At 64.3% G+C, this 22,491-nt stretch carries 20 protein-coding genes; 4 read left to right on the plus strand and 16 right to left on the minus strand.

What is annotated here, in order from left to right; genetic code table 11:
* Positions 1-73: 73 nt before the first annotated feature.
* Together B0G75_RS40710 and B0G75_RS16875 are read right to left on the minus strand one after the other, a co-directional pair.
* On the minus strand, positions 74-241 hold the full coding sequence (locus tag B0G75_RS40710) for a hypothetical protein (protein WP_181309286.1): 168 nt from the start codon (positions 239-241) through the stop codon (positions 74-76).
* Positions 241-2,763: an AsmA family protein gene (locus B0G75_RS16875; protein ID WP_106307576.1), complete on the minus strand. Its 2,523-nt coding sequence runs from the start codon at positions 2,761-2,763 to the stop codon at positions 241-243. The genes B0G75_RS40710 and B0G75_RS16875 overlap by 1 nt, the downstream gene beginning before the upstream one ends.
* A gap of 167 nt (positions 2,764-2,930) precedes the next feature.
* On the opposite strand from B0G75_RS16875, the gene B0G75_RS16880 reads away from it, so the two are divergent.
* On the plus strand, positions 2,931-3,659 hold the full coding sequence (locus B0G75_RS16880; protein WP_106307579.1) for an ATP-binding cassette domain-containing protein: 729 nt from the start codon (positions 2,931-2,933) through the stop codon (positions 3,657-3,659).
* On the plus strand, positions 3,656-4,462 hold the full coding sequence (gene fetB, locus B0G75_RS16885; protein ID WP_106307582.1) for an ABC transporter permease: 807 nt from the start codon (positions 3,656-3,658) through the stop codon (positions 4,460-4,462). Before B0G75_RS16880 ends, fetB begins: the two co-directional genes overlap by 4 nt.
* Positions 4,463-4,500: 38 nt before the next feature.
* On the opposite strand, the gene B0G75_RS16890 is transcribed toward fetB, so the two are convergent.
* Positions 4,501-5,058, minus strand: a complete 558-nt coding sequence (locus B0G75_RS16890; RefSeq protein WP_106307585.1) for a DUF6013 family protein — start codon at positions 5,056-5,058, stop codon at positions 4,501-4,503.
* Positions 5,059-5,414: 356 nt separating this feature from the next.
* Entirely contained in the window at positions 5,415-6,437 is a 1,023-nt protein-coding gene (locus tag B0G75_RS16895; protein ID WP_106307588.1) for a zinc-binding alcohol dehydrogenase family protein, read from the minus strand.
* A gap of 162 nt (positions 6,438-6,599) precedes the next feature.
* On the opposite strand from B0G75_RS16895, the gene B0G75_RS16900 reads away from it, so the two are divergent.
* Positions 6,600-7,556, plus strand: a complete 957-nt coding sequence (locus B0G75_RS16900; protein ID WP_106307591.1) for a LysR family transcriptional regulator — start codon at positions 6,600-6,602, stop codon at positions 7,554-7,556.
* Between the two features lie 39 nt (positions 7,557-7,595).
* Here the strand turns inward: B0G75_RS16900 and B0G75_RS16905 are convergent, their stop codons facing one another.
* From B0G75_RS16905 to B0G75_RS16920, 4 genes are all read right to left on the minus strand, one after another.
* Complete coding sequence (locus B0G75_RS16905) at positions 7,596-7,901, minus strand: hypothetical protein (protein ID WP_106307594.1); 306 nt, start codon at positions 7,899-7,901, stop codon at positions 7,596-7,598.
* A gap of 40 nt (positions 7,902-7,941) precedes the next feature.
* Complete coding sequence (gene ligD / locus B0G75_RS16910; protein WP_106307597.1) at positions 7,942-10,908, minus strand: DNA ligase D; 2,967 nt, start codon at positions 10,906-10,908, stop codon at positions 7,942-7,944.
* Between the two features lie 43 nt (positions 10,909-10,951).
* Entirely contained in the window at positions 10,952-11,962 is a 1,011-nt protein-coding gene (locus B0G75_RS16915) for a Ku protein (RefSeq protein ID WP_106307600.1), read from the minus strand.
* Between the two features lie 132 nt (positions 11,963-12,094).
* A complete protein-coding gene (locus tag B0G75_RS16920) occupies positions 12,095-13,348 on the minus strand; it encodes a cytochrome P450 (protein WP_106307603.1) in 1,254 nt (417 codons plus the stop codon).
* Positions 13,349-13,873: 525 nt separating this feature from the next.
* Here B0G75_RS16920 and serB point away from each other — a divergent pair.
* Complete coding sequence (gene serB, locus B0G75_RS16925) at positions 13,874-14,713, plus strand: phosphoserine phosphatase SerB (protein WP_106307606.1); 840 nt, start codon at positions 13,874-13,876, stop codon at positions 14,711-14,713.
* A 52-nt stretch (positions 14,714-14,765) separates the two neighbouring features.
* On the opposite strand, the gene B0G75_RS41380 is transcribed toward serB, so the two are convergent.
* From B0G75_RS41380 to B0G75_RS16960, 8 genes are all read right to left on the minus strand, one after another.
* Complete coding sequence (locus B0G75_RS41380) at positions 14,766-14,897, minus strand: hypothetical protein (RefSeq protein WP_258194509.1); 132 nt, start codon at positions 14,895-14,897, stop codon at positions 14,766-14,768.
* Between the two features lie 51 nt (positions 14,898-14,948).
* Complete coding sequence (locus B0G75_RS16930; RefSeq protein ID WP_106307609.1) at positions 14,949-15,398, minus strand: hypothetical protein; 450 nt, start codon at positions 15,396-15,398, stop codon at positions 14,949-14,951.
* A gap of 178 nt (positions 15,399-15,576) precedes the next feature.
* Positions 15,577-16,761: a cystathionine beta-lyase gene (locus tag B0G75_RS16935; RefSeq protein ID WP_106307612.1), complete on the minus strand. Its 1,185-nt coding sequence runs from the start codon at positions 16,759-16,761 to the stop codon at positions 15,577-15,579.
* 140 nt (positions 16,762-16,901) lie between these two features.
* Positions 16,902-17,558 carry a hypothetical protein gene (locus B0G75_RS16940; protein WP_106307615.1) on the minus strand — a complete coding sequence of 219 codons (657 nt, stop codon included), beginning with the start codon at positions 17,556-17,558 and terminating at the stop codon, positions 16,902-16,904.
* Positions 17,559-17,607: 49 nt separating this feature from the next.
* Positions 17,608-18,792, minus strand: coding sequence for a beta-ketothiolase BktB (gene bktB / locus B0G75_RS16945; protein WP_106307618.1), 1,185 nt, complete (start codon positions 18,790-18,792; stop codon positions 17,608-17,610).
* Positions 18,793-18,860: 68 nt separating this feature from the next.
* A complete protein-coding gene (locus B0G75_RS16950; RefSeq protein WP_106307621.1) occupies positions 18,861-19,811 on the minus strand; it encodes a sugar kinase in 951 nt (316 codons plus the stop codon).
* Between the two features lie 3 nt (positions 19,812-19,814).
* Complete coding sequence (gene rimO, locus B0G75_RS16955; protein WP_106307623.1) at positions 19,815-21,200, minus strand: 30S ribosomal protein S12 methylthiotransferase RimO; 1,386 nt, start codon at positions 21,198-21,200, stop codon at positions 19,815-19,817.
* A gap of 81 nt (positions 21,201-21,281) precedes the next feature.
* Positions 21,282-22,304 (minus strand): tRNA-dihydrouridine synthase, encoded by a 1,023-nt coding sequence (locus B0G75_RS16960; protein ID WP_106307626.1) that lies wholly within the window; start codon positions 22,302-22,304, stop codon positions 21,282-21,284.
* Positions 22,305-22,491 lie beyond the last annotated feature (187 nt).

Raw genomic sequence — 22,491 nt, forward strand, 5'->3', positions numbered from 1 at the left:
CGCAACACCGTCTGTTCGCACAGTTCGTCAGGCGGCGTTGCGTCATCACCTTTCCTCGATTCGGCTTGCCATCTCAGGTGATCTGTCTGCGCGCGCGTGCAGCACCCGCCTCGTCTTTTTTCATCATGACGTCATCGAAGTGGCCGCGCCCGGGCGGCACGCTGATCAGCCACAAGAGGATCAAGGACAGGCCGCCGCCAAAACTCCAGCTCAGCCAATCCGAAGGCAGGATGAAAGGCATCAGCTTCCCTTGTAAGTAGCCGCGCTGGCGGGCGACATCACCGCCGGCTTCTTCTTGTCCGTCGTAGCCGGCGACGAAGCACCGCTCGAAGACTTGTTCACCGGCGCGCCATCCAGAGAAATCGCCGACTTGGGCTGCTGCTTGACGCCCGGCGGCGGCGCTGTCGGCGCCTGACGGATCTGTTCCAGCATCTGCGTGCATGGCAACGGCTTGTTGTTGCTCGGCGCGAGCAACGGAATCAACGCCGCGAACGGATTGATCAAGCCGAGGCCGACCGCCGCGCCACCGCGCAGTGCCAGCGCGGCCGCATTCACGCCCACGTGCGGGTCTTTGAAGGTGCCTTTCACGTAAAGCGGCGAGCGCAGCGAGAAGACACGGAAGCCCTTGGTATGCGGATGCACGCCGAGGTCCATCGACTCGTCACGCAGGTTCACGTTGCCGTCGATATCGATCACGGCGTCGTCCGTATCGAGCGCGAAGACGCGCGATTCGAGCACGCCGTTGGTTGCGACAAAATCGGCGGCCGCGCAGTTGATCTTCACGTCGCGATTGCCGAACAGCTTTTCGTAGACGACGTTCGCCACGTTCAGCCCCGCCGCTTCCATCAGCAGACGGCTCACCGTGCCGTCCGTCACCAATGCCTTCACCTCGCCGTTCGATGTGGCCGCAAGCGCCGCCGGCGAATTGCCCGTCGCGGTCAGCGCGGCGTCGCCGTTGATTTCACCGAGCGCGTTCTGCATCGACTTGAAGTTCGGGAACAACTGCTTGAGCTTCAGATGCCGCGCCGATGTCGCGAAGCGGCCCTTGAGCGGCGTCGCGCTGCCGTCCAGATGAATGTCGGAAGCGAGCGTGCCGCCCGCCACGCCGAACTTCAACGGTTCCAGCGAAAGCACGCCGTCAGTCAGCACGACGTGCGTGTACAGATCCGTGATCGGCAGATTCACGTCCTTGACGATGCGCCGGCCGGTGAACTTGACGTCGGCGTCGATCGCCTTCCAGCGGTCGGTGCGGAATTCCTCGACCGGCAGCGCCTTGTTGGACGGCTGCGCCGTCGCGTCGCCGCGCTTGGCCTTGCTGGCGTTCGAGTCCGCGCCGATCACGGGCGCCAGATCGGAGAATTGCAGCAGATGCGAGACGAGTTCGCCCTGCAGCAGCGGACGCGGTTCACGTGCCGTATAGATCAGCGAGCCGTTGATATCGCTGCCGCCGACCCGGCCTGTAAAATTTTCATACTTGAAGACGTTGCCGGTGGACTTGAACTGGCCGACGAGCCGCCCTTCGGTCGCATACGGCGGCGTGTCGGGCAAGGTCACGCCCGTCAGCGAATACAGGCGCGCCATGCTGTTGCCTTGCAGCCAGAGGCGCAGATCGACCGCGGCAAGATGCGCCGGATCGGTGATCGTGCCCACCAGGCCGATATGCAGATCGCCCGCCTTCACATCGGCCTGGACCGGGAACGGCCGGTTGGCGTCCTGCAATGCGAGCACGCCGCCTACCTTGCCGCTGCCCGACACCGGCGTCTTGTTGTAAGTCCCTTTGACGGTCCAGCCGATCGCGTACGGCGGAATCTCCTGCTTCGCGCCGGCTTGCGCCTCGTTCGCGCCCGAAGCCCCCGAAGCGCCCGAAGCGTTCGAAGCCGAAGCCGGCGCGGACGCCACGACTGCGCCGCTCGCGCCTGCCGCGACGGCCTCGCTCGCACCCTTCGAGCCGCCCGCGACCAGGCCGCCCGAGGCGCCCGTGGCCGCCGTCGTACCCGATGCGCTGATATCCGTCGACGACGCGCCCGAAGCCGCCGCCGCGGACGCCGCCGCAGCCTCCGACGCCGCCTGCGCATTCGCCTGCTGCGTCAGCTTGTTCGCGCCCGACTTGCCGATGGTTTGCGCCGACGAACTGCGCGACGCCGCTTCCTGCTGTTTCATCGCCTCGCCGATCGGAATCGGCTGACCGAGCGTGTCGATGGCCATCTGCACATCGACCTTCTTCTGCTGATCGGACAACGCAATGTTGCCCTTGGCAAAGGCGATATCGTGCAGATCGAGCTTCCATTCCGAAGGCCCGCTCGACGACGCCAGTTTGAACGTCCAGTTATTGCGCCCGTCGAGCACGCGCTCGAGATCGACCGAAGGATTCACGAGGTTGATCGTGGGAATCACGATATCGTGCGCGAGCAGCGGCAGCACCTTGACCTGAAAGTCGATCTCGTCGAGCGTGGCGAACTGCGGCTGCTTCGTCCAGTCCGGATTGCCCACGGTGACATTGGCCGCCGAGAAACGCGGCCACGGCACCCAGCCGCGCCAGCCGGTTTCGCCAACCGGATGCCGCCAGCCGACCTTCAGATCGCCGTTGATGGCGAACGGCCTGCCGATAGCTTGCGTGACCTTGTCGTTGACATAGGGCCTTGCCCGGTTCCAGTCGAAGGTCAGTATAAAAATAGCCAGCGCGGCAATCAGGATGACGATAATCGCCAACAGCCATGCGATGATTTTTCCGATCCGCCGTCCGGTCGTGCTCGACACTGCCATTGAGAGGCTCCGCTAATTCTTCTACGTTGAGCACCGTGCAGCACGTTGCATGCCCGATCCCTGGACGGCCTGCGCCAAACCGTGCCGCTTTATCATGATGCACGCATGTTGCACGCACACGTCGCAACGCGCTTCGACCTTACGCATCTCCCATTACAAATTCACACATGACCGATGTTCCATTAGTCCTTGCCGACGGCATCGTCCGGCGCGATGCCGTGCGCGGGCAGACGCTGCTGCAGCCGACCACCTTCGCTTTAGAAGCGGGCGACCGCGTCGCGATCACCGGGCCGTCCGGCTCGGGCAAGAGCGTGTTCCTGCGCGCGCTCGCGCTGCTCGATCCGCTCGATGCGGGACGCATCATGTGGCATGGCGCGCCGGTGGAACGCGCCGCCATTCCACGCTACCGGCGCAACGTCGCGTATATCCGGCAGCGGCCCGCGTTGCTCGACGGCAGCGTCGAAGACAATCTGCGCTATCCGTTCGAGTTGCGCGCGTACCGCGACGTGCATTTCGATCGCGGGCGCGCGGCGAGCCTCGCCGCTCAGGCCGGCCGCGGCGACGACTTTCTCGACAAGCGTGCAAGCGAACTGTCTGGCGGTGAGGCGCAGATCGCCGCGCTGATTCGCGTGCTGCAACTCGCGCCCGAAGTCCTGTTGCTCGATGAGCCGACTGCCTCGCTCGACCCGGAGTCGTCGCATGCGATCGAAGGTCTGGTGCACGCCTGGTTCGACGCCGACCCCGGACGTCACGCGTCGATCTGGGTGTCTCACGATCCGGCGCAAGCCACGCGCATGAGCGCGCGGCATCTGACCATGCGCGCCGGCGTGCTCGACGAAACCGTGCGGTCCGAGATATTGCCCGCGCATCAGGATCACCAGGAGTTCGGCCAATGACACTGCAAAACCTGAGTCTGTGGGATGTCGCGATTGCCGCGTTGCTGATCGTCGTGAACGGTGTCGTGTCGGTGGCGCTCAAGCTCGATCTCGAGCGCAAGCTGGCGTGGGCCGCCGTGCGCACCATCGTGCAGTTGCTGGCGATCGGTTACGTGCTCGGCTGGGTGTTCCGTTACGACCGCTGGTACGTGGTGTTGCCGTTGATGATCGTGATGACGCTGATCGCCGGTTTCGCGGGCGCGCAACGCGGCAACCGCACCTATCGCGGACAACGCGCGGACAGTGTGCTGTCGATCTGGGTCAGTTCGTGGCTGGTGGCCGCGGTCGGGCTCTTCGTCGTGATTCGCATTCACCCGTGGTACGAGCCGCAATATGCGATTCCGATTCTCGGCATGATCCTCGGCAATACGCTGACCGGCGTGTCGCTCGGCATCGAACGGATGACCGAGGAATTGACCGCGCGGCGCGACCGCGTCGACATGGCGCTCGCGCTCGGCGCGACGCGCTGGGAAGCGGCACAGGCGCCCGCGCGCCAGGCGGTGCGGGCGGGCATGATGCCGACGCTCAATCAGATGGCCGTGGTCGGCGTGGTGAGCCTGCCCGGCATGATGACCGGCCAGGTGCTGGCCGGTCAATCGCCGTTGCAGGCGGTGCGCTACCAGATCGTGATCATGTTCCTGATCGCCGCGTCGTCGACGCTGGGGACCGTGGGCGCAGTGCTGCTCACGTATCGGCGGCTCTTTTCCGCCGAGCACCGGTTTCTGTCGGCGCGGCTCGTGGAGCGGACCGCGGCGCGGCGTTGAGCCGCGCTGCGCCGCCGTGCTCCCATCAGTCGCCGGACTCAACGCTTCGCGCTGATCGCGACTTCCGTGCCGTCGCTGAGCGTGAGCGTTTTCGTGCTGCCGTTGACCGGCATCGTGAAGCGCACGATCTGACTGACGCTCACGTCGTTCGGACACTTGAGCGTTTTACCGCCGGCCGTGACGGTTTTCACGCCCTTCGGTGTCTGCGCCTGAAAGCTCAATTGCACGGTCGCCGTGCCGTCGCCTGCGACCACCGGCGCGAACCGGATCTGCGTTTGCCGGATCATCGCGCCGTTGGTGTCGGTCGGCAGCGACGTATAGTTCGGGCACGCATCCGTTGCGGGAACCGGGCCGCCAGGCGGCACCGTCTTCCACGTGAAGTCGTCCGATTCGCCGGAGCGGATCGTGCGGGTTTCCTGCGAGTTGCCGAACTGTTTCGACGTGACTCGCACCGTGTAGCGGATCGGCCCGTCGAGGGCGGACTGGGACGTGACCGTGATCGGCGTGGCCGCGTGAGCCACCGGCACGAGCATGCCGGGCGCGAACGCGCATGCGAGAGAAGCGACAACTGAAACGGCGGAGAGTCTGAAGCTCATACTGTCACCTCGTTGTTGTGCCGCTGCGCGCCCGCTTCAGCGCTACTGCCCGCGCACCGCCTGGCTCAATGATGCCGGGCCGCGAGACACGCAACCGTTTTAGCATGATGCCCTGCCAGTCTAACGCCAAGCGACGCTGCGCGCGCTGCCTGCGAATCGGGTGTTAACCCGCTTGCGGCGACGCGTTTTCTGCGCGTGTCTCGACTCTGGCGCACGAAAGCGCACGTCGCACCGCACTGCTGCATATCGACGCACCGGATCGCACAGTTTGATGTGCATCAAATGAACACGGCCGGCGCGCATTGCTGCGACGCCGGCCGTTATTTCGCTGCAACCCGCTTCAGGTGAAACGTTATTTAAGCCTCGAAACCCGTCAGCACCAGTTTGCCGATCGCGCGCCCTTCTTCGAGCAGTTGATGCGCGCGGCGCAGATTAACGGCATTGATCGCGCCGAGGTTCTGGCCGACGGTCGTGCGCAGCGTGCCCGCATCGACGAGACGCGCTACTTCCGTCAACAGCTTGTGCTGCTCGATCATGTCCGGCGTGCCGAACATCGAGCGCGTGAACATGAACTCCCAATGAAAGGCGGCGCTCTTCGCCTTCAGCAGTTCGACCGGCACCGGCTGGCTGTTTTCCACGATCGTGCAGATGCTGCCTTGCGGCTTGACGACCTCGGCGGCGGCCGGGAAATTCTTGTCGGTGTCGTTGAACATGAGCACGTAATCGACCTGGTCGATGCCGAGCTTTTTCAATTGCGCGGGCACGTCGCCGAAGTGATCGACGATGTGATCCGCGCCCAGTTCAGTGGCCCATTTCGCCGATTCGGGCCGCGACGCGGTTGCGATCACCTTGAGCTTCGCGAGTTGCTTCGCCAGTTGGATCCCGACCGAGCCGACCCCGCCCGCGCCGCCGAAAATCAGCACGCTGCGGCCTTCGTCCGCGCCTTGCGGCGACACGCCGAGACGGTCGAACAATGCTTCCCAGGCGGTGATCGCAGTCAGCGGCAGCGCGGCCGCGTGGGTGAAATCGAGCGACGCCGGCTTGCGCCCGACAATCCGCTCATCGACCAGATGGAATTCGCTGTTGGCGCCCGGCCGCGTGATGCTGCCCGCATAGAACACCGGATCGCCGACCTTGAACAGCGTCACGTCCGGCCCGACCGCGGCCACGGTGCCCGCGGCATCCCAGCCGAGGATGCGCGGCGTCTCTTCGAGCTTGTCTTTCGGTGCACGCACTTTGGTGTCGACCGGATTGACGGAGATCGCCTCGACCTTGACCAGCAGATCGCGACCGGTGGCTTCCGGTTTCGGGATCTCGACATCGACCAGGGCTTCCGCCTGATCGATCGGCAAATAACGATAGAGACCGACGGCTTTCATACATGCTCCTGTTGGTTCAAATCAGATTGAAAAGATCGCGATTTTGCGGCCGGCCTGTGGTGCCGGTTGCGTATCGGCGATTCCATGGGCGTCATCCTAGGGCGGTTCTTATTCTTTTAAAACCGTCATAATGGCTGAAACATCTTTTGGAATTTCAGAAGAATGAACCTGCCTGTCATTTCGCCCGAACGCGCGCCGCCCGGCGAACGGCAGCGGCTCGATCTGCTCGACGTCGCCCTGTTCGTGCGTGCCGCGCTTCTGGCCAACGTATCCGCGGCCGGCCGCGAATTCGGTTTGTCCGCGGCGGTGGCCAGTTCCCGCATCGCCCAGCTGGAAAAGCTGCTCGGCGCGCGTCTGCTGCACCGGACCACCCGCCGCATCAGCCTCACGCAGGACGGTGAAGTCTTCATGACGCGCGCCGAAGCCCTGCTCGATGCGGCCGCCGCCGCGCGCGCGTCGGTGGGCCGGGCGCAGGCCGAGCCGCAGGGCCGCTTGCGAGTCTCGATGCCGTCTTCGTTCGGACGGCAGCACGTGTCGCCGGTGATCAGCGAATTTCTGCGCCGCTATCCCGGCGTGAGCGTCGATTTGCGGCTCACCGATCAACTGGTCGATCTCGTCGATGCGGGTATCGACGTGGCGATCCGCGTCGGCGTGCTGAAGGATTCGTCGCTGGTGGCGCGGCGCCTCGCGGTGAATCGGCGGGTACTGTGCGCGGCGCCCGCTTACCTTGCCGCGCGCGGTACGCCGCGTCATCCTTCGGACCTCGCGCAACACGAGTGCATGATTCTGTCGGACCAGCGCGACTGGGCCTTCGTGACGCCTGCCGGACCACTTGCAGTGCGCGTGAGCGGGCGCCTCGTCACGGACAACGGCGAAGTGATCCGCGACGCCCTGCTGGCCGGTTTCGGCATCGCGCTCAAATCGACGTGGGACGTCGCACCTTACTTGCGCAGCGGCGAGCTGGTCAGCGTGCTGGACAGCTATCCGCTCGCCGAGAGCGTGGCGATCTGGGCCGTGTATCCGAGCCGCTCGTTCGTGCCGCCGAAGACGCTCGCCTTCATCGAATTCGTGGCGGCGCATTTCGGCGATCCGCCTTACTGGGACAAAGAGCCGGTTTGACACCGTTGCGCCGGCGACGGCACTCGGATCAATGGGTCGTCAGTGCTTGTTGCCGCGTGCGCCGCTGGCTCCTTTGTCATCGGAGTTGACGTCGGTGTGCGCATCGTTCTGCGTCTTCTGCTGATACTCGTCGCCGCCGCGGCGGTCGGTATCTTTCAGCCCGCGTTCGAGGTCGCGATGCGCCTGCTTGCCGACATGACGCGGACCGTCCTCGTGCTGCGATTCCGGATTCTGATCGGCTTCGTGCGGCAAAGGCGCGGCTGCTTCCTGCATCGATTTGGGCTGCTTCCCGGCATGCGGGTCCGCCTGCTTGTCGCCGTCGGACGATTGCGGTGAGGTCTTCATGGTGTAGCTCCTTGTCGTTCTGAATCGGGTCTGCCCAGGCTTATTGCGCGTCATCCAGACGTTTTTTCATGGCCGCGGTGATGCGCTGACGCGTCTTCGCATAGTCCGCCCACGGGTCGGTTTTGAGTTCGGCGAGGCGCTCGTGCAGATTCTCGATGGTCCATTGATCGCCGCCTGTGGTGCCGGCGACTTCGTCCCACGCAAGCGGAACCGATACACCGAGGCCCGGGCGCGCCCGCGCCGAGAATGCGGCGACCGTGCTGGAGCCGCGGTTGTTGCGCAGATAATCGACGAAGATTTTCTGCTTGCGGTTCTGCGCGCCCATCTTCGCGCTGAAGTACTTGGGCAGCGTTGCCGCCATGTGCTGCGCGACGGCTTGTGAGAAATCCTTTACTTCGTCCCAGCCGGCCTGTTTCGCGAGCGGCACGACGACATGCAGGCCCTTGCCGCCGCTCGTCTTGCAGAACGATTTGAGGCCGAGTTCCTCGAGCAGCGAACGCGTCAGTTGCGCGGCTTCGATCATGCGTTCCCAACCTAGCGCTGCATCGGGGTCGAGGTCGAAGACAACGCGGTCCGGTTTTTCGATATTCGACGCGACGGCATTCCACGTGTGAAATTCGACGGTGCCCATTTGCGCGGCGCCGACCAGCGCTTTGATGGTATCGACGGTGATCAGCGGCGGGTGGCCGGGATCGAGGCCCGGATGCTGCGTGACATTCGGAATCGACAGCTTCTGGCTGTGCTTCTGAAAAAATAGCTCGCCGCCGATGTCCTCGGGCGCACGCACCAGCGACACCGGGCGGTCTTTCAGATGCGGCAGCATCCATTCGGCGACCGACTCGTAGTACTGCACGAGATCGATCTTGCGCGCGCCGCTGCTTTTGTCGATGACGCGATCAGGATGCGAGATGCGCACACCGGCGACTTCGGCGGGCGGCGCAGCGGTGGTTGATTTTGCGGGTGTGGTTTTTTCGGCTGCGGTTTTCGTTGCTGCAGTTTTCGCGGCGGTTTTCGCGCCGCCGACGTTCGCGCCGTCGTCCGGCTCCGTGCCGCGTTTGCCTTTGCCGCTCGCTTTCGCGTCCGCCATTTTCGCTTCAGCCTTCAAGTTTGCCGCCTCCCTCTTCTCTTCACCGGATGCGGCCGCAGTACTGCCGGAAGTTTTCCGCGCCGCACGTTTCTTCGGCGCGTCGTCGGACATAGAATCGGTTTGCTGTTGCACGTCGGCCCCCTGGCGAGGTGTTTCCTTGACGATCTGGCGCGCCGGCTTGTCTTTGCGCAAACTCACGAACGACGCCTGACGCACGATGCCGTCACTCGTCCATTCCGCGAAATTGCATTCGGCTACGAGCACCGGTTCGACCCAATGCACCGGCGTGCGACTGCGCTCGCGCGGCGCGGCCGCAAACGGCATGCGCTGGGTCGCGTGCGCATCGAGTTCTTTCTTGACCGAGCGCAGCAACGCCGCGTCGAAGCCGGTGCCGACGCGTCCCGCGTAATTCAACTTGCCTTTGCTGTCGTAGACGCCGAGCAGCAGCGCGCCGAATGCCGCACGACTGCCGGACGGTTCCGAATAGCCGCCGATCACGAACTCCTGGCGCCGGCGGCATTTCAACTTGATCCACGTCGACGAACGTCCCGACAGATAGCCGCTATCGCGCCGCTTGCCGATGATGCCCTCCAGCGCCATGTCGCACGCGCTTCTGAGCAGGTCTTCCGCGCTGAAGTCGAAATTGTTCGAGAAGCGCAGCACGCTGTCGTCGACGCCTTCCATCAAGGCGCGCAGAATCGCGCGACGCTGTTCGAGCGGCACGCCGCGCAGGTCGTAACCGTTGAGGAACGGTATATCGAACAGGTAGACGATGATGTCTTGCGGCCGGTTCGCATCGAAAGCGTTCTGCAGCGACTGAAAATTCGGCACGCCGTTCTGGTCCAGCACCACGGCTTCGCCGTCGAGCCACGCGCTTTCGATCCCGAGTTGTTCAAACGCCTTGACCTGTTTGCTGAACTTCGCGGTCCAGTCGTTGCTGGCGCGGGTGAATACTTTGACGGCGCTTCCCTTTGCGTCCCGATCGATTCGGGCCAGCACACGGTAACCATCGAACTTGATTTCGTACGACCATTCGTCGCCGGGCGGCGCGGCGTCGACGAGCGTCGCCAGTTGCGGTTTGAAGGTCGCGGGCAAGCGAGCTTTCACCGCGCCCTCTATCGAGGGCGTGGCGGCGAGTTCGCGTAGCGACTGCGTGTTGCGCGTCGCCACGATGTCCGGTCGCCGGGGATCCGCGCGGGTGGATGAAGCGGCTTTCGCGCCGCTTTCGCCGCCTCGTTTTGCGGTGGACTTCGCATCAGAGGCCGCGGTTTTACGCGCGGCCTTGGTTGCCGCTGTCGTCGTTTTTTCGCCTTTAGCCACCGAGGCGCTGCCGCTGAGCACGCTGCCCGGGCGCTTCTTCAGGATGTCGTAGTCGCTCTCATCGCGCGCTTCGTCGTCGCGTTCCTTGATCAGCAGCCACTGCTCCTTGTCGCCGCTGCCGCGCATATGGCTGCGCACCAGTGTCCAGCCGCCCTGCAGCTTTTCGCCGTGCAAATGAAACTTGAGTTTGCCGGCGGCGTAGGAACGCGCCGCCTCCGCCGCGCCGCCAACCGGTTCCCAGGTGCCGCGATCCCACACGATCACGCTGCCCGCACCGTAGTTGCCGGGCGGGATTTCCCCTTCGAACGAACCGTATTCAACCGGATGATCCTCGACATGCACCGCCAGCCTTTTCACCGAGGGATCGAGGCTCGGCCCTTTGGGCACCGCCCACGACAGGAGCGTGCCGTTCAGTTCCAGCCGGAAATCGTAGTGCAATCGCCGTGCGTCGTGCTCCTGAATCACGTATGAGAGCGCCTCGTCGGCTGCCTGGCGGGTCGTTTTCCGGCCGCCTGGTTTGCGCCTGGCGCGCGTGCCCGCCGGCTCCGGCGTGTCGTCGAAGCGGCGCTTGCGGTTGTAGAGATCGAGTCTGTCGTTCATGGCGATGACGTCGTCATGAGTGGCTCAGGCGCGATGCCGACGATCAGGCCGCCGCGCGACGTTTGCGGGCCGCAGGCGTCGACGAGGTTTTGGTGCTCGCGCGGCCGCTGGTGCCACCGGCGCGCGTTGCTGTCTTACTCGCTGTGCGCGTCGTGCGCGGTTTCTTGCGCGCCGGCGTTTCGGCCTCGGCATCCGCGTCGGCCTCATCGCCGTCGTCGTCCGCGGTGCGCTTGCGGCCGCCCGCCGGCTGTTTGCCCTTGCCGCGTCCGAGGCTGCGTTTGAGCAGATCAGATAAATCGAGGATATCGGCGGATTGACGCGACTCGTGCGGCGCTTCGACTTCGGTGATTTCCTCGGTCTTGCCCGCGCGAATCTTGCGATCGACCAGCGCCATGATGTCGTCGCGGAAGGTGTCGTGATACTGCGAGGGATCCCACTTGTCGCTCATGTCGTCGATCAGCTTCTTCGCCATATCGAGTTCGCGCGCGGACACGCCCGCGGCCTTCACACCGTCGGGCGGCAGCTTGAACTCGTCGAAATCGCGCACCTCCGCGGCCCAGCGCAGCGTGTTCAAGGCCAACACCGGACCCACCGGAATCAGCGCCGCCAGATGCTGCTTGTTGTGCAGCACCACGCTCGCCACGCCGATCTTGCCGGACGCCTTCATGGCTTCGCGCAGCAGCGCGTAGACCTTTTCGCCCTTGCGGTCGGGCGTGAGGAAATAAGGGGTGTCGAGGTAAAGAAACGAGATATCCGGGGCGTCGACGAACGCCAGAATATCGACCGTTTGCGTCGACTCGGGGTTCGCCGACCGAATCTCGTCGTCGGAGAGCACGACATACTTGTCCTTCTCGTACTCGAAGCCGCGCACGATGTTATCGCGCGTCACATCCTTGCCAGTGCGCTTGTTGATCTGCTTGTAGCCGATCGGATCGATCGAGCGCTTATCCAGCAGATTGAAGCCGACTTTCTCCGACTGCGTCGCCGGATATAGCTGCACCGGCACGTGGACGAGGCCGAAGCTGATTGCGCCTTTCCAGATCATGTGTGGCATCGTGCGCTCCCCTGGGCCTAAGACCTGACATGAAGCAGCAAGCGTGCCACGGCTTTGCGGGCAGAGCCGGCGCGCGTGGCGGTGCGACGGGCGCCGGCGCAGGCTGTAAGTCTTGCGTCAGCACGGCAAAAGCTACGCCGTGCGACTGGCGGCCGGTTCGAGTTCCAGCGGTACCTCGGCGAAGCCGCGAAAGCGGACGCGTCCGCCGCGCGTCGGCTCGCCGTCGAGGCGATAACGGGGAAAGCGTTGCACGAAGCGGCCGATCGCGATGCGCGCCTCGAGCCGGGCGAGCGATAAGCCGGCGCACTGATGGATGCCGAAGCCGAACGCAAGATGCCGGTTCGGATCGCGGCGAATGTCGAAGCGGTCCGGCTCCGCGAACTGTTCAGGGTCGCGATTCGCCGCGCCGATGCACAGGGTGACCGGCGTGCCACGCGCGACCACGACGCCGCCAATCTCTGTGTCGACGGTCGCCATCCGGTTGCCGAGCTGGTTCGAACTCTCGAAGCGCAGACATTCCTCCACCGCCGATTCGATCAGCGACGGCTCGTGCAGCAACGCCGCGCGCTGCTCGGGCCATTGCGTCAACGTGACGAGGCCGTTGCCGATCAGATTCGTGGTCGTCTCATGGCCGGCGTTCAGAATGAAAATGCAGTTCTGCAGCAACTCCACTTCCGACAATTGCTCGCCGCCCTCCTCGCCTTGAATAAGACGCGTCAGCACGTCATGCTGCGGGTCGCCCGGTTCGCGCCGGCGCCGCGCCACCAGATCGCGCAGATAGCCGACGAATTCGTCCACCGCGCGATTGCCGCGTTCGAACTGCGCCTCGGTCAGCGACGGTTCGAGCGCGCCGAGAATCGCGAGCGACCAGTCACGCAACGGCTCGCGCTCCGCGTGCGGCACATCCAGCAGATTGCCGATGATCTCAACCGGAATCGCCGACGCGAATTCGCCGATCAGATCGATCCGGCCACGCTCGGCGGCGGCATCGAGCAAGCCGTCGACGAGGCGCACCAGCCCGGGCTCCATCGCCGCGATGGCGCGCGCCGTCAGCGCCCCGGCAATCAGCTTGCGCACGCGCGTGTGGCGCGGCGGATCGTTGAAGACCAGACTCGTGGTGTGATGCGCGTAGAGCGGCGAGTCGCCGTATTTCGGCTTGAATTCGACGGTCTTGTCGGAACTGAAGGTTTTCGCGTCGCGATATACCGCCTGCACGTCGCGAAACCGTGTCAGAAATAGCGAGCCGTCCGGCATGCGCTTGACCGGCTCGTAAGCGCGCAATGCGTGATAGGCCGGATAGGGATCGGCATGGAAAGCGGGATCGAGGTGACGCAGATCGAAGTCGCGCGCAAGAGTGGATGCGTCGCTGGCGGTCGCCGGGGGCATGCGTTGTCTCCGTAGTGGTGCGCCTCGTCATGGATGCCGTCGCGTTCACATGCCGGACGTTGCACGCCGCAAAGAGGCGGACGCGACGGTCGGCGCGCGCAGCGGCTGCGGGGCGTCGTTCGATGCGCCAGTATGAACTGGGCGCCGCGGGATTGCACGGTGCGATGCGAGGTGTGGGGCGGTGTGCTCTGCTGGTTGCCGAAGGCGCGATGCACTGCGATGGGTGGCGTTCCCTGTCGGCTGCCACAATTGCGGTGCAGTGCGAGGTGCGGCGTAGCGTTCTCTACCGGTTGCCAAAAGCGCGGTGCGCTGCGAGGTGCGCGGCGCAGCGCTCTCTGCGGGTCGCCAAATGCGAGGCGCACCGCGAAACGCGGCGTGGCATTCGCGGCCGGTTGCCAAAGGCGCATGCTGTGCGCCTCTCCAAGCAGATCGCAAGCGGCAAGGCCCACGGGCGAACCGTTACAATAGCGTGATTTTCCGCGCGCGCCGCGCGCCGCCCTTTTCCGCGTTACTGCGTCGTCGTCCATGAACCTCGTCATTCAAAGCCCCGCGCCCCTTTCCGCCGACCATCACAAAACGCTCGTCGCGCTCGCGCGCGGTTCGCACGCCAGCGTCGTCGATGCGAACGCGATTCGCATTGCCGACGCGAACGTCGCCCAGCGCGCCGACCTCGACGTCTATTGCGGCACTCATCAACTGGACTACGCGTTTGTCGAAGCCGGCCGCCAGTTGCGCGACTTCGGACTGGTCGCGATGGACATGGATTCAACGCTGATCACGATCGAGTGTATCGACGAAATCGCCGACTTCTGCGGCCTGAAAGCAGAAGTGGCCGCGATCACCGAGGCCTCGATGCGCGGCGAGATCAAGGACTTCAACGAAAGCCTGACGCGCCGCGTGGCGCTGCTCAAAGGCCTCGACGCGAGCGCGCTGCAACGCGTATACGAAGGGCGGCTGCAACTCTCGCCGGGCGCCGAGCGGATGCTGGCTGGCGCGAAGGCGGCCGGGCTGAAAACGCTGCTGGTGTCGGGCGGATTCAACTTCTTCACCGAAAAACTGAAGGCCCGTCTCGGCCTTGATTTCACTCGTGCCAACACGCTTGAAATCGTAGACGGCAAACTGACCGGCAAGGTCATCGGCGAGATCGTCAACGCCGATGTCAAAGCACGCACGCTGCGCGAAACGTGCGCGCAATTGGGCATTGAACCGAACCGCGCTATTGCCATGGGCGACGGCTCGAACGATCTGAAGATGATGGCCGAGGCCGGACTCTCCGTTGCGTTCCGTGCAAAGCCGGTGGTGCGTGAAGCGGCTAGCGTGGCGTTCAACTATGTCGGACTGGACGGGTTGTTGCGGCTGTTCTGATGGCGGTTGGATGCGCTGGCCGACGCGATGACGGCCAGCGCCGACAGTGACGTTATTTTTTCAGAACGTCTACTGCGATTAACGCCAGCATGTAAGCGAAATCGACAACACCGATGATCCCACACCACTTCACAAAGCGTGTGTAGTTTTCCTCTACTGTCAGCCACATTGTCATTTTCTTCATGGGTGCCTCCTTTGAGAAGACAAGTATAAGTGCTGCACTATCTGAAAAAAGCTAATTCAGGTGCACATGTAGGAATGCCAGGATAATCGCGGCGGCGCATGCGAAAAGGATCGACATACCTATCTCTACGCGTGAGAAAGCCCCATCGGCAAACGGTTTGTTTCGCGGCGACGCCTGCGCCTTTGTCCGTTCGTAATGTGTATTGACCAGACCCGACATCACGAGGCTGGAACAGGTGAATGCCGCCACGCACAGTCCGACTACGTAGTACGCTAGAACCGGCGCCTCGCCACTTCCGCGCGCGAGCGCCGTCACCGCCTCATAAACCGCCGACGCAAACATCCCGATCGCACACCAGAACAGTTGGCCGTCTTTGACCGAGCCGGCGATCAACGCCTTTGCGACGCGCCAGCCGTGCGCGGGCGCGACGAGCACTAGCGTGAAGATCGGGCCGATGATCGGCACGCCGAGATTCAGCAACACCCAGAAGAAAAAATTCATCGAAGCTCACCATAGTGCGGCAACCGTAAGTTGAGATGCGCACCATCGTAGCGTCGAGACCGAACGCCGAACATTCGGCCGAATGGTTAGGCTTACTGGCTATCTTGACAAGAAAAAAGCCCACCGGGAACATGTCCCGATGGGCTCACTCTTCCTGCCGAAAAACGTCGTCGGACGTTTAACCCAGCGTGGCCAGAGACTGCTCCATATCCGCACGCAAATCCGCCTCGGCTTCGAGGCCGATATAGAAGCGCACCAAGGTCCCGCTGTGCGGCCACTGCCCTGCCGTACGCATCGACGCGACGTTGTACGGCATCACGAGACTGTGTGCACCACCCCAGCTCCAGCCGAGCGAGAACAGTTCGAGCGACTCGCAGAACGTATCGATTTGCGCCGGGCTGTAGCGGCCGTCGAACACGACGGAGAAAAGCCCGCCCGCACCAGTGAAGTCGCGCTTGTAAAACTCATGTCCCGGACAGTCGGAGAGCGCCGGGTGCAACACCGCGGCAATTTCCGGCCGCGTCTTCAGCCATTTCGCCAGACCGAGCGCCGAGCGGTCATGCTGCTCGAAACGCAGTTGCATGGTCGGCAGGCTGCGCAGAATCAGCGAGCAGTCGTCCGACGAGACGCCGATGCCCATGCGCATGCGCGCCGCCTTCAGCTTCAGATGCAGTTCGCGATCGACGGTAATCGTCGCGCCCATCAGCACGTCGCCGCCGCCCGATTGATACTTGGTGAGCGCCTGCACCGAGATGTCGACGCCGTGATCGAACGGCCGGAAACCGAGACCCGCCGACCACGTATTGTCGATTGCCGTGACGACGTTGCGCGCGCGCGCCGCCGCGGTGATGGCGGGCACGTCGGCCACTTCCATCGTCACCGAGCCAGGCGCCTCGAGCCAGATCAGGCGCGTATTCGGCTGGATCAGATCGGCGATGCCCGCGCCGATCATCGGATCGTAGTAGCGCACCGTGATGCCGAAATCGCGCGCCAGCCAGTCGCCGTGATCGCGGTTCGGCGAATAGACGTTATCGGGAATCAGCACGTCGTCACCGGCTTTGACGAGGCCGAAATACACGTTCGAAATCGACGACAGCCCCGACGGCTGCAGCAACGCGTGATTGCCGCCCTCGATGGTGGCAAGGCGCTGCGCCAGCGCGAGCGAAGTCGGCGTGGCATGCAGGCCGTAGCGCCATTGCGCGTCGTTTTTCCAGTCGAGCGCGCGCATGGTGGCGAGATCGGGGAACACGACCGTCGACGCCCGCGTGACCGGCATCGAAAACGACTCGAAGCCCGGCGTGAGCTGGTCCTCGGCACGCACGATGCGGGTTTGCAGATCGCGTTGGAGTTTGGATTGGGTCATGGTGAGTTCTGGTGAGAAGCAGACGGAAACGGAGCGCGCGTGGTGTCAGGGCGCGCGCCGCACACGCAAGGGTAGACGAGGCGGCGGGATTTCGCTCGCGAGACAGCGCGCGAGCGGTTGGGCGCCGCACGGCTGCGGCTTCACTCGCCGGTTTGCAGATTGCTGACGCCGCCCACGGCGTGGCCGCCAGTGGCGGCGGCGCTCGAAGCCGGCGCAGCGGCAGCGGCAGCGGCAGCCGAAGGCTGCGCCGCAGCCTTGTTCGCCGCACTCGCGGTCGCCGGTGCGCCGGGCGCCGGCACGGCCTGCCCTGCCGCCAGCGGCTTCAGGTCAAAAGGCTGCGGATTGGAATCGTCGACGTTCATGCGGTCGCCCGCCACCGAGCCGTCTGCCGCGAACTTGCCGACCCAGTTGCCGGTGATATGTGTGCCGTCGTTCGATTCCTCGACTTCGAGCGTATCGCCGTCGCGGTCGCCCGCAATCAGGATCACCGCGCCGGTGTCCGTGAACTGATACTCGCCGTGCACGCCGGACGGGTCGTCGCTTTTCGGGCCGAGCTTCAGCACGATCTGACGCGAGCCCAGCATGCCGGCGTAGCGCGGGAACTTCGCGAATTCGGGGCTCGGCTTGAGTGGCAACTGGATCGGCGGGGGCGCCGCCAACTCCTTCACCGCGTCGCTTTCCGCCCATGCCTGCGCGGGCAGCACCATCGCCGCGCCGGCACACAACAATACGGCAGCGCTCGTCGCCAACCAGCCGCGCCGGCGCCCCGCACCCTTGATCGCTTTCAGTTCCCGCATCCTTCCTTTCCTCATTGCTCGATACCGCTTACTGCCGACATGTCACGCTTCAGATCCGTTCGAAGATCGCCGCGATGCCTTGCCCGCCGCCAATACACATCGTGACCAGCGCATAACGCCCGCCGATCCGCTGCAACTCATACAGCGCCTTGACGGTGATAAGCGCACCGGTTGCGCCGATCGGGTGGCCGAGCGAAATGCCCGAGCCGTTCGGATTGACCTTGGCCGGATCGAAGCCCAGTTCCTTGCTGACCGCGCAGGCTTGCGCAGCGAACGCTTCGTTGGCCTCGATCACGTCGAGGTCGGCGACCGTCAGCCCGGCGCGTTCGAGCGCGCGGCGCGTGGCCGGCACCGGGCCGATGCCCATGTATGCCGGATCGACGCCGGCATGCGCGTACGACACCAGCCGCGCCAACGGCTGGATGCCGCGCTGTTCCGCAAGGCTGCGCTCCATCAGCACGACAGCCGCGGCGGCATCGTTGATGCCCGACGCATTGCCCGCCGTCACCGTGCCGTTTTCTTTCGCGAACACCGGCTTCAACTTGGAGAAATCCTCCGCCGATGCGTTCATGCGCGCATGTTCGTCCGTGTCGAACACGACGTCGCCTTTCTTCGACGGAATCGTGATCGGCAGGATCTGTTGCTTGAAGTAGCCGCTCGTGATCGCGTTGGCCGCGCGGCGATGCGATTCGAGGGCAAGCGCGTCCTGTGCTTCGCGCGAGATGTCGTATTTGCGCGCGACGTTCTCGGCGGTCACGCCCATATGGATCGACTGGAACGGGTCGTTCAGCGCGCCGACCATCATGTCGACGAGGCGCGCGTCGCCCATGCGCTGGCCGAAGCGCGCGGCCGGCATGGAGTAAGGCGCGCGGCTCATGTTTTCCGCACCGCCGCCGATCGCGATGTCGGCGTCGCCGAGCAGCACGCTTTGCGCGGCTGAAACGATGGCCTGCAAACCGGAGCCGCATAGCCGGTTCACGGTCAACGCCGGCGCGTGTTGCGCGACGCCGCCGTTGATCGCGGCCACGCGCGCCAGATACATGTCTTTAGGTTCGGTATGCACGACGTTGCCGAACACCACGTGGCCGACTTCGTCGCCCGACACGTTGGCGCGCGCCAGCACTTCACGCACTACGCGCGCACCGAGATCGGTCGGCGAAAAGTCTTTCAGACTGCCGCCGAAACCGCCGATTGCCGTACGCACACCGCTTACCACCACTACGTCCCGTTGCATCGCTCGCTCCTCTTCTAGTCTCTCAAGATGATCTTGCCTCGGCGGGCCGCGCTCTGTAGCGCGTGTGTTCAGCCCGCCAGAAGTTGTTCGACGGTCGCGCGCGAAGGAATTGGCGCCACCGCGCCGTAACCTTGCGTGGACAGCGCCGCGGCGACGTTCGCATAACGCGCCGCAGCGAATGGATCGTCACCCGCGACGATGCGCGCGATGAACGCGCCGCCGAAGCAGTCGCCCGCACCGGTTGCATCGACGGCATTGACGACGTGGCCCGGCACGACGCGCCGCTCGTTGGGCGTCGCGATATACGAGCCCTCTTTGCCGAGCTTTAGCGCAACCACGCTCGGCCCGTGCGACAGCAGGAAATCGACGATCTCGTCACGGCCGGTCAGGCCCGTGAGGTCGGTGACGTCGTCCCAGCTCGGCAGGCAGATGTCGGTCTGACGGATGGCTTCGAGCATCACCGCCCGCGCCCGCGCGAGCGGCCACAGCTTCAGACGCAGATTGGTGTCGAAGCTCACGCGCACGCCATTGGCGCGCGCATGCGCGACCGCTTCGAGCGCCGCGTCGCAGGCGCCCAGGCTGATCGCGAGGCTGATGCCGGACAGATGGATCACCTTGGCCGCGGCGATCGCGTCGAGCGGCAGATCCTGCGGCGCGTAGCGGCTTGCGGCCGAGCCGGCGCGCAGATAGTCGAACGCGTGGCCGTTCGGGCCGTGCGACACGAAATACACACCCGTGGACGCCTGCGGATCGACGCGCACCAGCGACGTGTCCACCTGCTCACGTTCCCACAGATCGACCAGCAGACGCCCAAAATGATCCGCGCCGACCGCCGACACGAAACCGGTCTGCGCGCCCTGCCGCGCGGCCGCGATACAGAAGTTCGATGTATCGCCGCCGAAGCCTTGCAGATAGTTCGGCTGGTTTTTGGCCGACTGATTGAATTCGATCATCGCCTCGCCGAGCGCGAGAATCTCGGGACGGCCCGTGTGCGGCGCTGCGGTCGTGCTTGACGTCATCGATTACACCTCGCCCCACAGATCGTGACCGTCGGCGCCGGTGATCTTCACCGACACGAAATCGCCGACCTTGTAGCGCTTCGACGCCTTCGCAGCCGGCGCGATATACACGACGCCGTCGATTTCCGGCGCGTCGGCCGCGGTGCGGCCAATGCCGCCGTCCGCGTTGATCTCGTCGACCAGCACCTTGAGCGTCTTGCCGACCTTCTTCGCGATACGTTTGGCCGACACTTCTTCGGCAACTTCCATGAAACGCGCGCGGCGCTCTTCGCGCACTTCGTCGGGCAAGGCGCCGTCGAGTTCATTGGCCGTCGCGCCTTCGACCGGCGAATAGGCGAAGCAGCCGACGCGATCCAGTTCCGCCTCGCGGATAAAATCGAGCAGCGTCTGGAACTGCTCTTCGGTCTCACCGGGGAAGCCGGCGATAAACGTGCTGCGGATGGTCAGATCCGGGCACATCTCGCGCCATTTCTTCACGCGCTCCATCACCTTCTCGGCGTTGGCCGGGCGCTTCATGCGCTTCAACACTTCCGGATGCGCGTGCTGGAACGGCACGTCGAGGTACGGCAGCACGTGGCCCTTGTACGGGCCTTCGGCCATCATGGGAATCACTTCGTCGACGCTCGGATACGGATACACGTAGTGCAAACGCACCCACGCGCCGTATTGCGCGGCGAGTTCGCCGAGCGCGCCGACCAGATCGGTCATGCGCGTCTTGATCGGCTTGCCGTTCCAGAAACCCGTGCGATATTTGACGTCGACGCCATAGGCGCTCGTGTCCTGCGAAATCACCAGCAGTTCTTTCACGCCCGACTTGAACAGATTTTCCGCTTCGAGCATCACATCGGCGACAGGGCGCGACACGAGGTCGCCGCGCATGGACGGGATGATGCAGAACGTGCAGCGGTGGTTACAGCCTTCGGAAATTTTCAGGTACGCGTAATGGCGCGGCGTGAGCTTCACGCCGGCAGCCGGCACCAGGTCGACGAACGGATCGTGCGGCTTCGGCAGATGGGTGTGCACGTGCTGCATCACTTCGCCGAGCGCGTGCGGGCCGGTCACGGCCAGCACCTTCGGATGCACTTCTTCGATCAGCCCCGAGCCGCTCGCGCTTTTCTTCGCGCCGAGACAGCCGGTCACGATCACCTTGCCGTTTTCGTTGAGCGCTTCGCCGATCGCGTCGAGACTTTCCTGCACCGCTTCGTCGATGAAGCCGCAGGTGTTGACGACCACGAGATCCGCGCCGTCGTAGGTGCCGGAAATCTCGTAACCTTCGGCGCGCAGTTGAGTGATGATCTGCTCGGAATCGACCAGGGCTTTCGGGCACCCGAGGCTAACGAATCCGACCTTCGGCGTGGCACTCGGGACAATCGTGGGTGTGGCAGACATGGGGGACCGCTTGAAGACGTTAAACCTTGAATTGTAGCGGTTCGCCAAGGCTGCCGCTCGTAAGTCTTTGAATATTCGCCTTCAAACGACCGCGAGGTCCGCTGGATCGCGCTGCGAAAGGTGCCCGGATCGATGTCTCGCCGTTGATTGACCGACGCCCAAAGCATGCTCGATCACTTCCAGAATTTCCTGCGAATCCTGCACCCGGCGGATCGCCGCATGCAACTCGGCTGCCTGCGGCCAGGTCCGCTGCAGGTAGCTCAGCCACTTTTTGACGCGCCCATGCTCGTGCCGGGAGGCGACACGGGCCTGCAATTTCCGCAGATAACCGGCGATGTGACCCAGCACGTCCCGCCAGTCCCCGTCAGATGGGGAGCGCTCCATCAGTCCGCGGATCCTCAGCGCCAGGAAAGGGTCCGAGACGGCGCCGCGTCCAATCATCACGTCGTCACAACCGCTGACCGCGCGGCAGCGCTCCCAGTCGGCCACCGTCCAGACCTCTCCGTTCGCGATGACCGGCACGTCCACGGCGGCGTCGATACGCGCGATCCACTCCCAGTGGGCGGGCGGCCGGTAGCCGTGATCGCGCGTTCTGGCGTGGACGACGAGCGAGGCCGCGCCGCCTTCCGCCAGCGCCGTGGCGCAGTCGATTGCAAGCGATGTGTCGGACACGCCAAGGCGCATTTTTGCCGTCACGGCAATGCCGGCCGGCACCGCGGCGCGTACCGCCGACACGATCCGGTTCAGTTGTTCAGGGTCGGCCAGCAGCATGGCTCCGCCACCGTGCTGATTCACGACCTTGGCGGGACATCCGAAGTTCAGATCGACTCCATGCGGCGATAAGGTGGCCGCGTGGGCTGCGTTCAGCGCCATCCATTCGGGGTCGCTGCCGAGCAGTTGGATAACCATTGGCGTGCCATTGGGCGTGTGGCCTCCGTCGAGCACCTCTGGGGCTTCCCGCTCGTAGACGCGGGTAGGAAGCACCGAGCCCGTCACGCGGATGAACTCGGACACGCATCCGTCGAATCCGCCGATGCCGGTCAACACTTCGCGCAAGACGTAGTCCGCGAGACCTTCCATTGGGGCGAGATAGAGGCGGCTCATGCGGAACTGGGCGCCGGGAAGTGGCGCGTTTCCTGAGGATAAGTGGGGCATCCGTAACACATGAGATCGACGGTCGGAATGGGGATGAAGTTGGCGGCCAGAGCGCCCTCTCCGAGGAAATGCCCCACACACGCAGCCCGCGATTGTACCGCGCCGGCAACGGATCGCCCGCAACCGGCCGCCCCGT

This window comes from Paraburkholderia sp. BL18I3N2, from assembly GCF_003001875.1.
Taxonomy (GTDB): domain Bacteria; phylum Pseudomonadota; class Gammaproteobacteria; order Burkholderiales; family Burkholderiaceae; genus Paraburkholderia; species Paraburkholderia phytofirmans.

Bases quoted from the DNA above. Each gene is read 5' to 3' on its own strand.
- B0G75_RS16900 (WP_106307591.1), top strand. From the start codon at position 6,600: ATGAACCTGCCTGTCATTTCGCCCGAACGCGCGCCGCCCGGCGAACGG.
- B0G75_RS16905 (WP_106307594.1), bottom strand. From the start codon at position 7,901: ATGAAGACCTCACCGCAATCGTCCGACGGCGACAAGCAGGCGGACCCG.
- fetB (WP_106307582.1), top strand. From the start codon at position 3,656: ATGACACTGCAAAACCTGAGTCTGTGGGATGTCGCGATTGCCGCGTTG.
- B0G75_RS16930 (WP_106307609.1), bottom strand. From the start codon at position 15,398: ATGAATTTTTTCTTCTGGGTGTTGCTGAATCTCGGCGTGCCGATCATC.
- B0G75_RS16950 (WP_106307621.1), bottom strand. From the start codon at position 19,811: ATGACGTCAAGCACGACCGCAGCGCCGCACACGGGCCGTCCCGAGATT.
- B0G75_RS16920 (WP_106307603.1), bottom strand. From the start codon at position 13,348: ATGCCCCCGGCGACCGCCAGCGACGCATCCACTCTTGCGCGCGACTTC.
- B0G75_RS16960 (WP_106307626.1), bottom strand. From the start codon at position 22,304: ATGAGCCGCCTCTATCTCGCCCCAATGGAAGGTCTCGCGGACTACGTC.
- B0G75_RS16875 (WP_106307576.1), bottom strand. From the start codon at position 2,763: ATGGCAGTGTCGAGCACGACCGGACGGCGGATCGGAAAAATCATCGCA.
- B0G75_RS16915 (WP_106307600.1), bottom strand. From the start codon at position 11,962: ATGCCACACATGATCTGGAAAGGCGCAATCAGCTTCGGCCTCGTCCAC.
- B0G75_RS40710 (WP_181309286.1), bottom strand. From the start codon at position 241: ATGCCTTTCATCCTGCCTTCGGATTGGCTGAGCTGGAGTTTTGGCGGC.
- B0G75_RS16940 (WP_106307615.1), bottom strand. From the start codon at position 17,558: ATGCGGGAACTGAAAGCGATCAAGGGTGCGGGGCGCCGGCGCGGCTGG.
- B0G75_RS16890 (WP_106307585.1), bottom strand. From the start codon at position 5,058: ATGAGCTTCAGACTCTCCGCCGTTTCAGTTGTCGCTTCTCTCGCATGC.
- bktB (WP_106307618.1), bottom strand. From the start codon at position 18,792: ATGCAACGGGACGTAGTGGTGGTAAGCGGTGTGCGTACGGCAATCGGC.
- rimO (WP_106307623.1), bottom strand. From the start codon at position 21,200: ATGTCTGCCACACCCACGATTGTCCCGAGTGCCACGCCGAAGGTCGGA.
- B0G75_RS41380 (WP_258194509.1), bottom strand. From the start codon at position 14,897: ATGAAGAAAATGACAATGTGGCTGACAGTAGAGGAAAACTACACACGC.
- serB (WP_106307606.1), top strand. From the start codon at position 13,874: ATGAACCTCGTCATTCAAAGCCCCGCGCCCCTTTCCGCCGACCATCAC.
- ligD (WP_106307597.1), bottom strand. From the start codon at position 10,908: ATGAACGACAGACTCGATCTCTACAACCGCAAGCGCCGCTTCGACGAC.
- B0G75_RS16880 (WP_106307579.1), top strand. From the start codon at position 2,931: ATGACCGATGTTCCATTAGTCCTTGCCGACGGCATCGTCCGGCGCGAT.
- B0G75_RS16895 (WP_106307588.1), bottom strand. From the start codon at position 6,437: ATGAAAGCCGTCGGTCTCTATCGTTATTTGCCGATCGATCAGGCGGAA.
- B0G75_RS16935 (WP_106307612.1), bottom strand. From the start codon at position 16,761: ATGACCCAATCCAAACTCCAACGCGATCTGCAAACCCGCATCGTGCGT.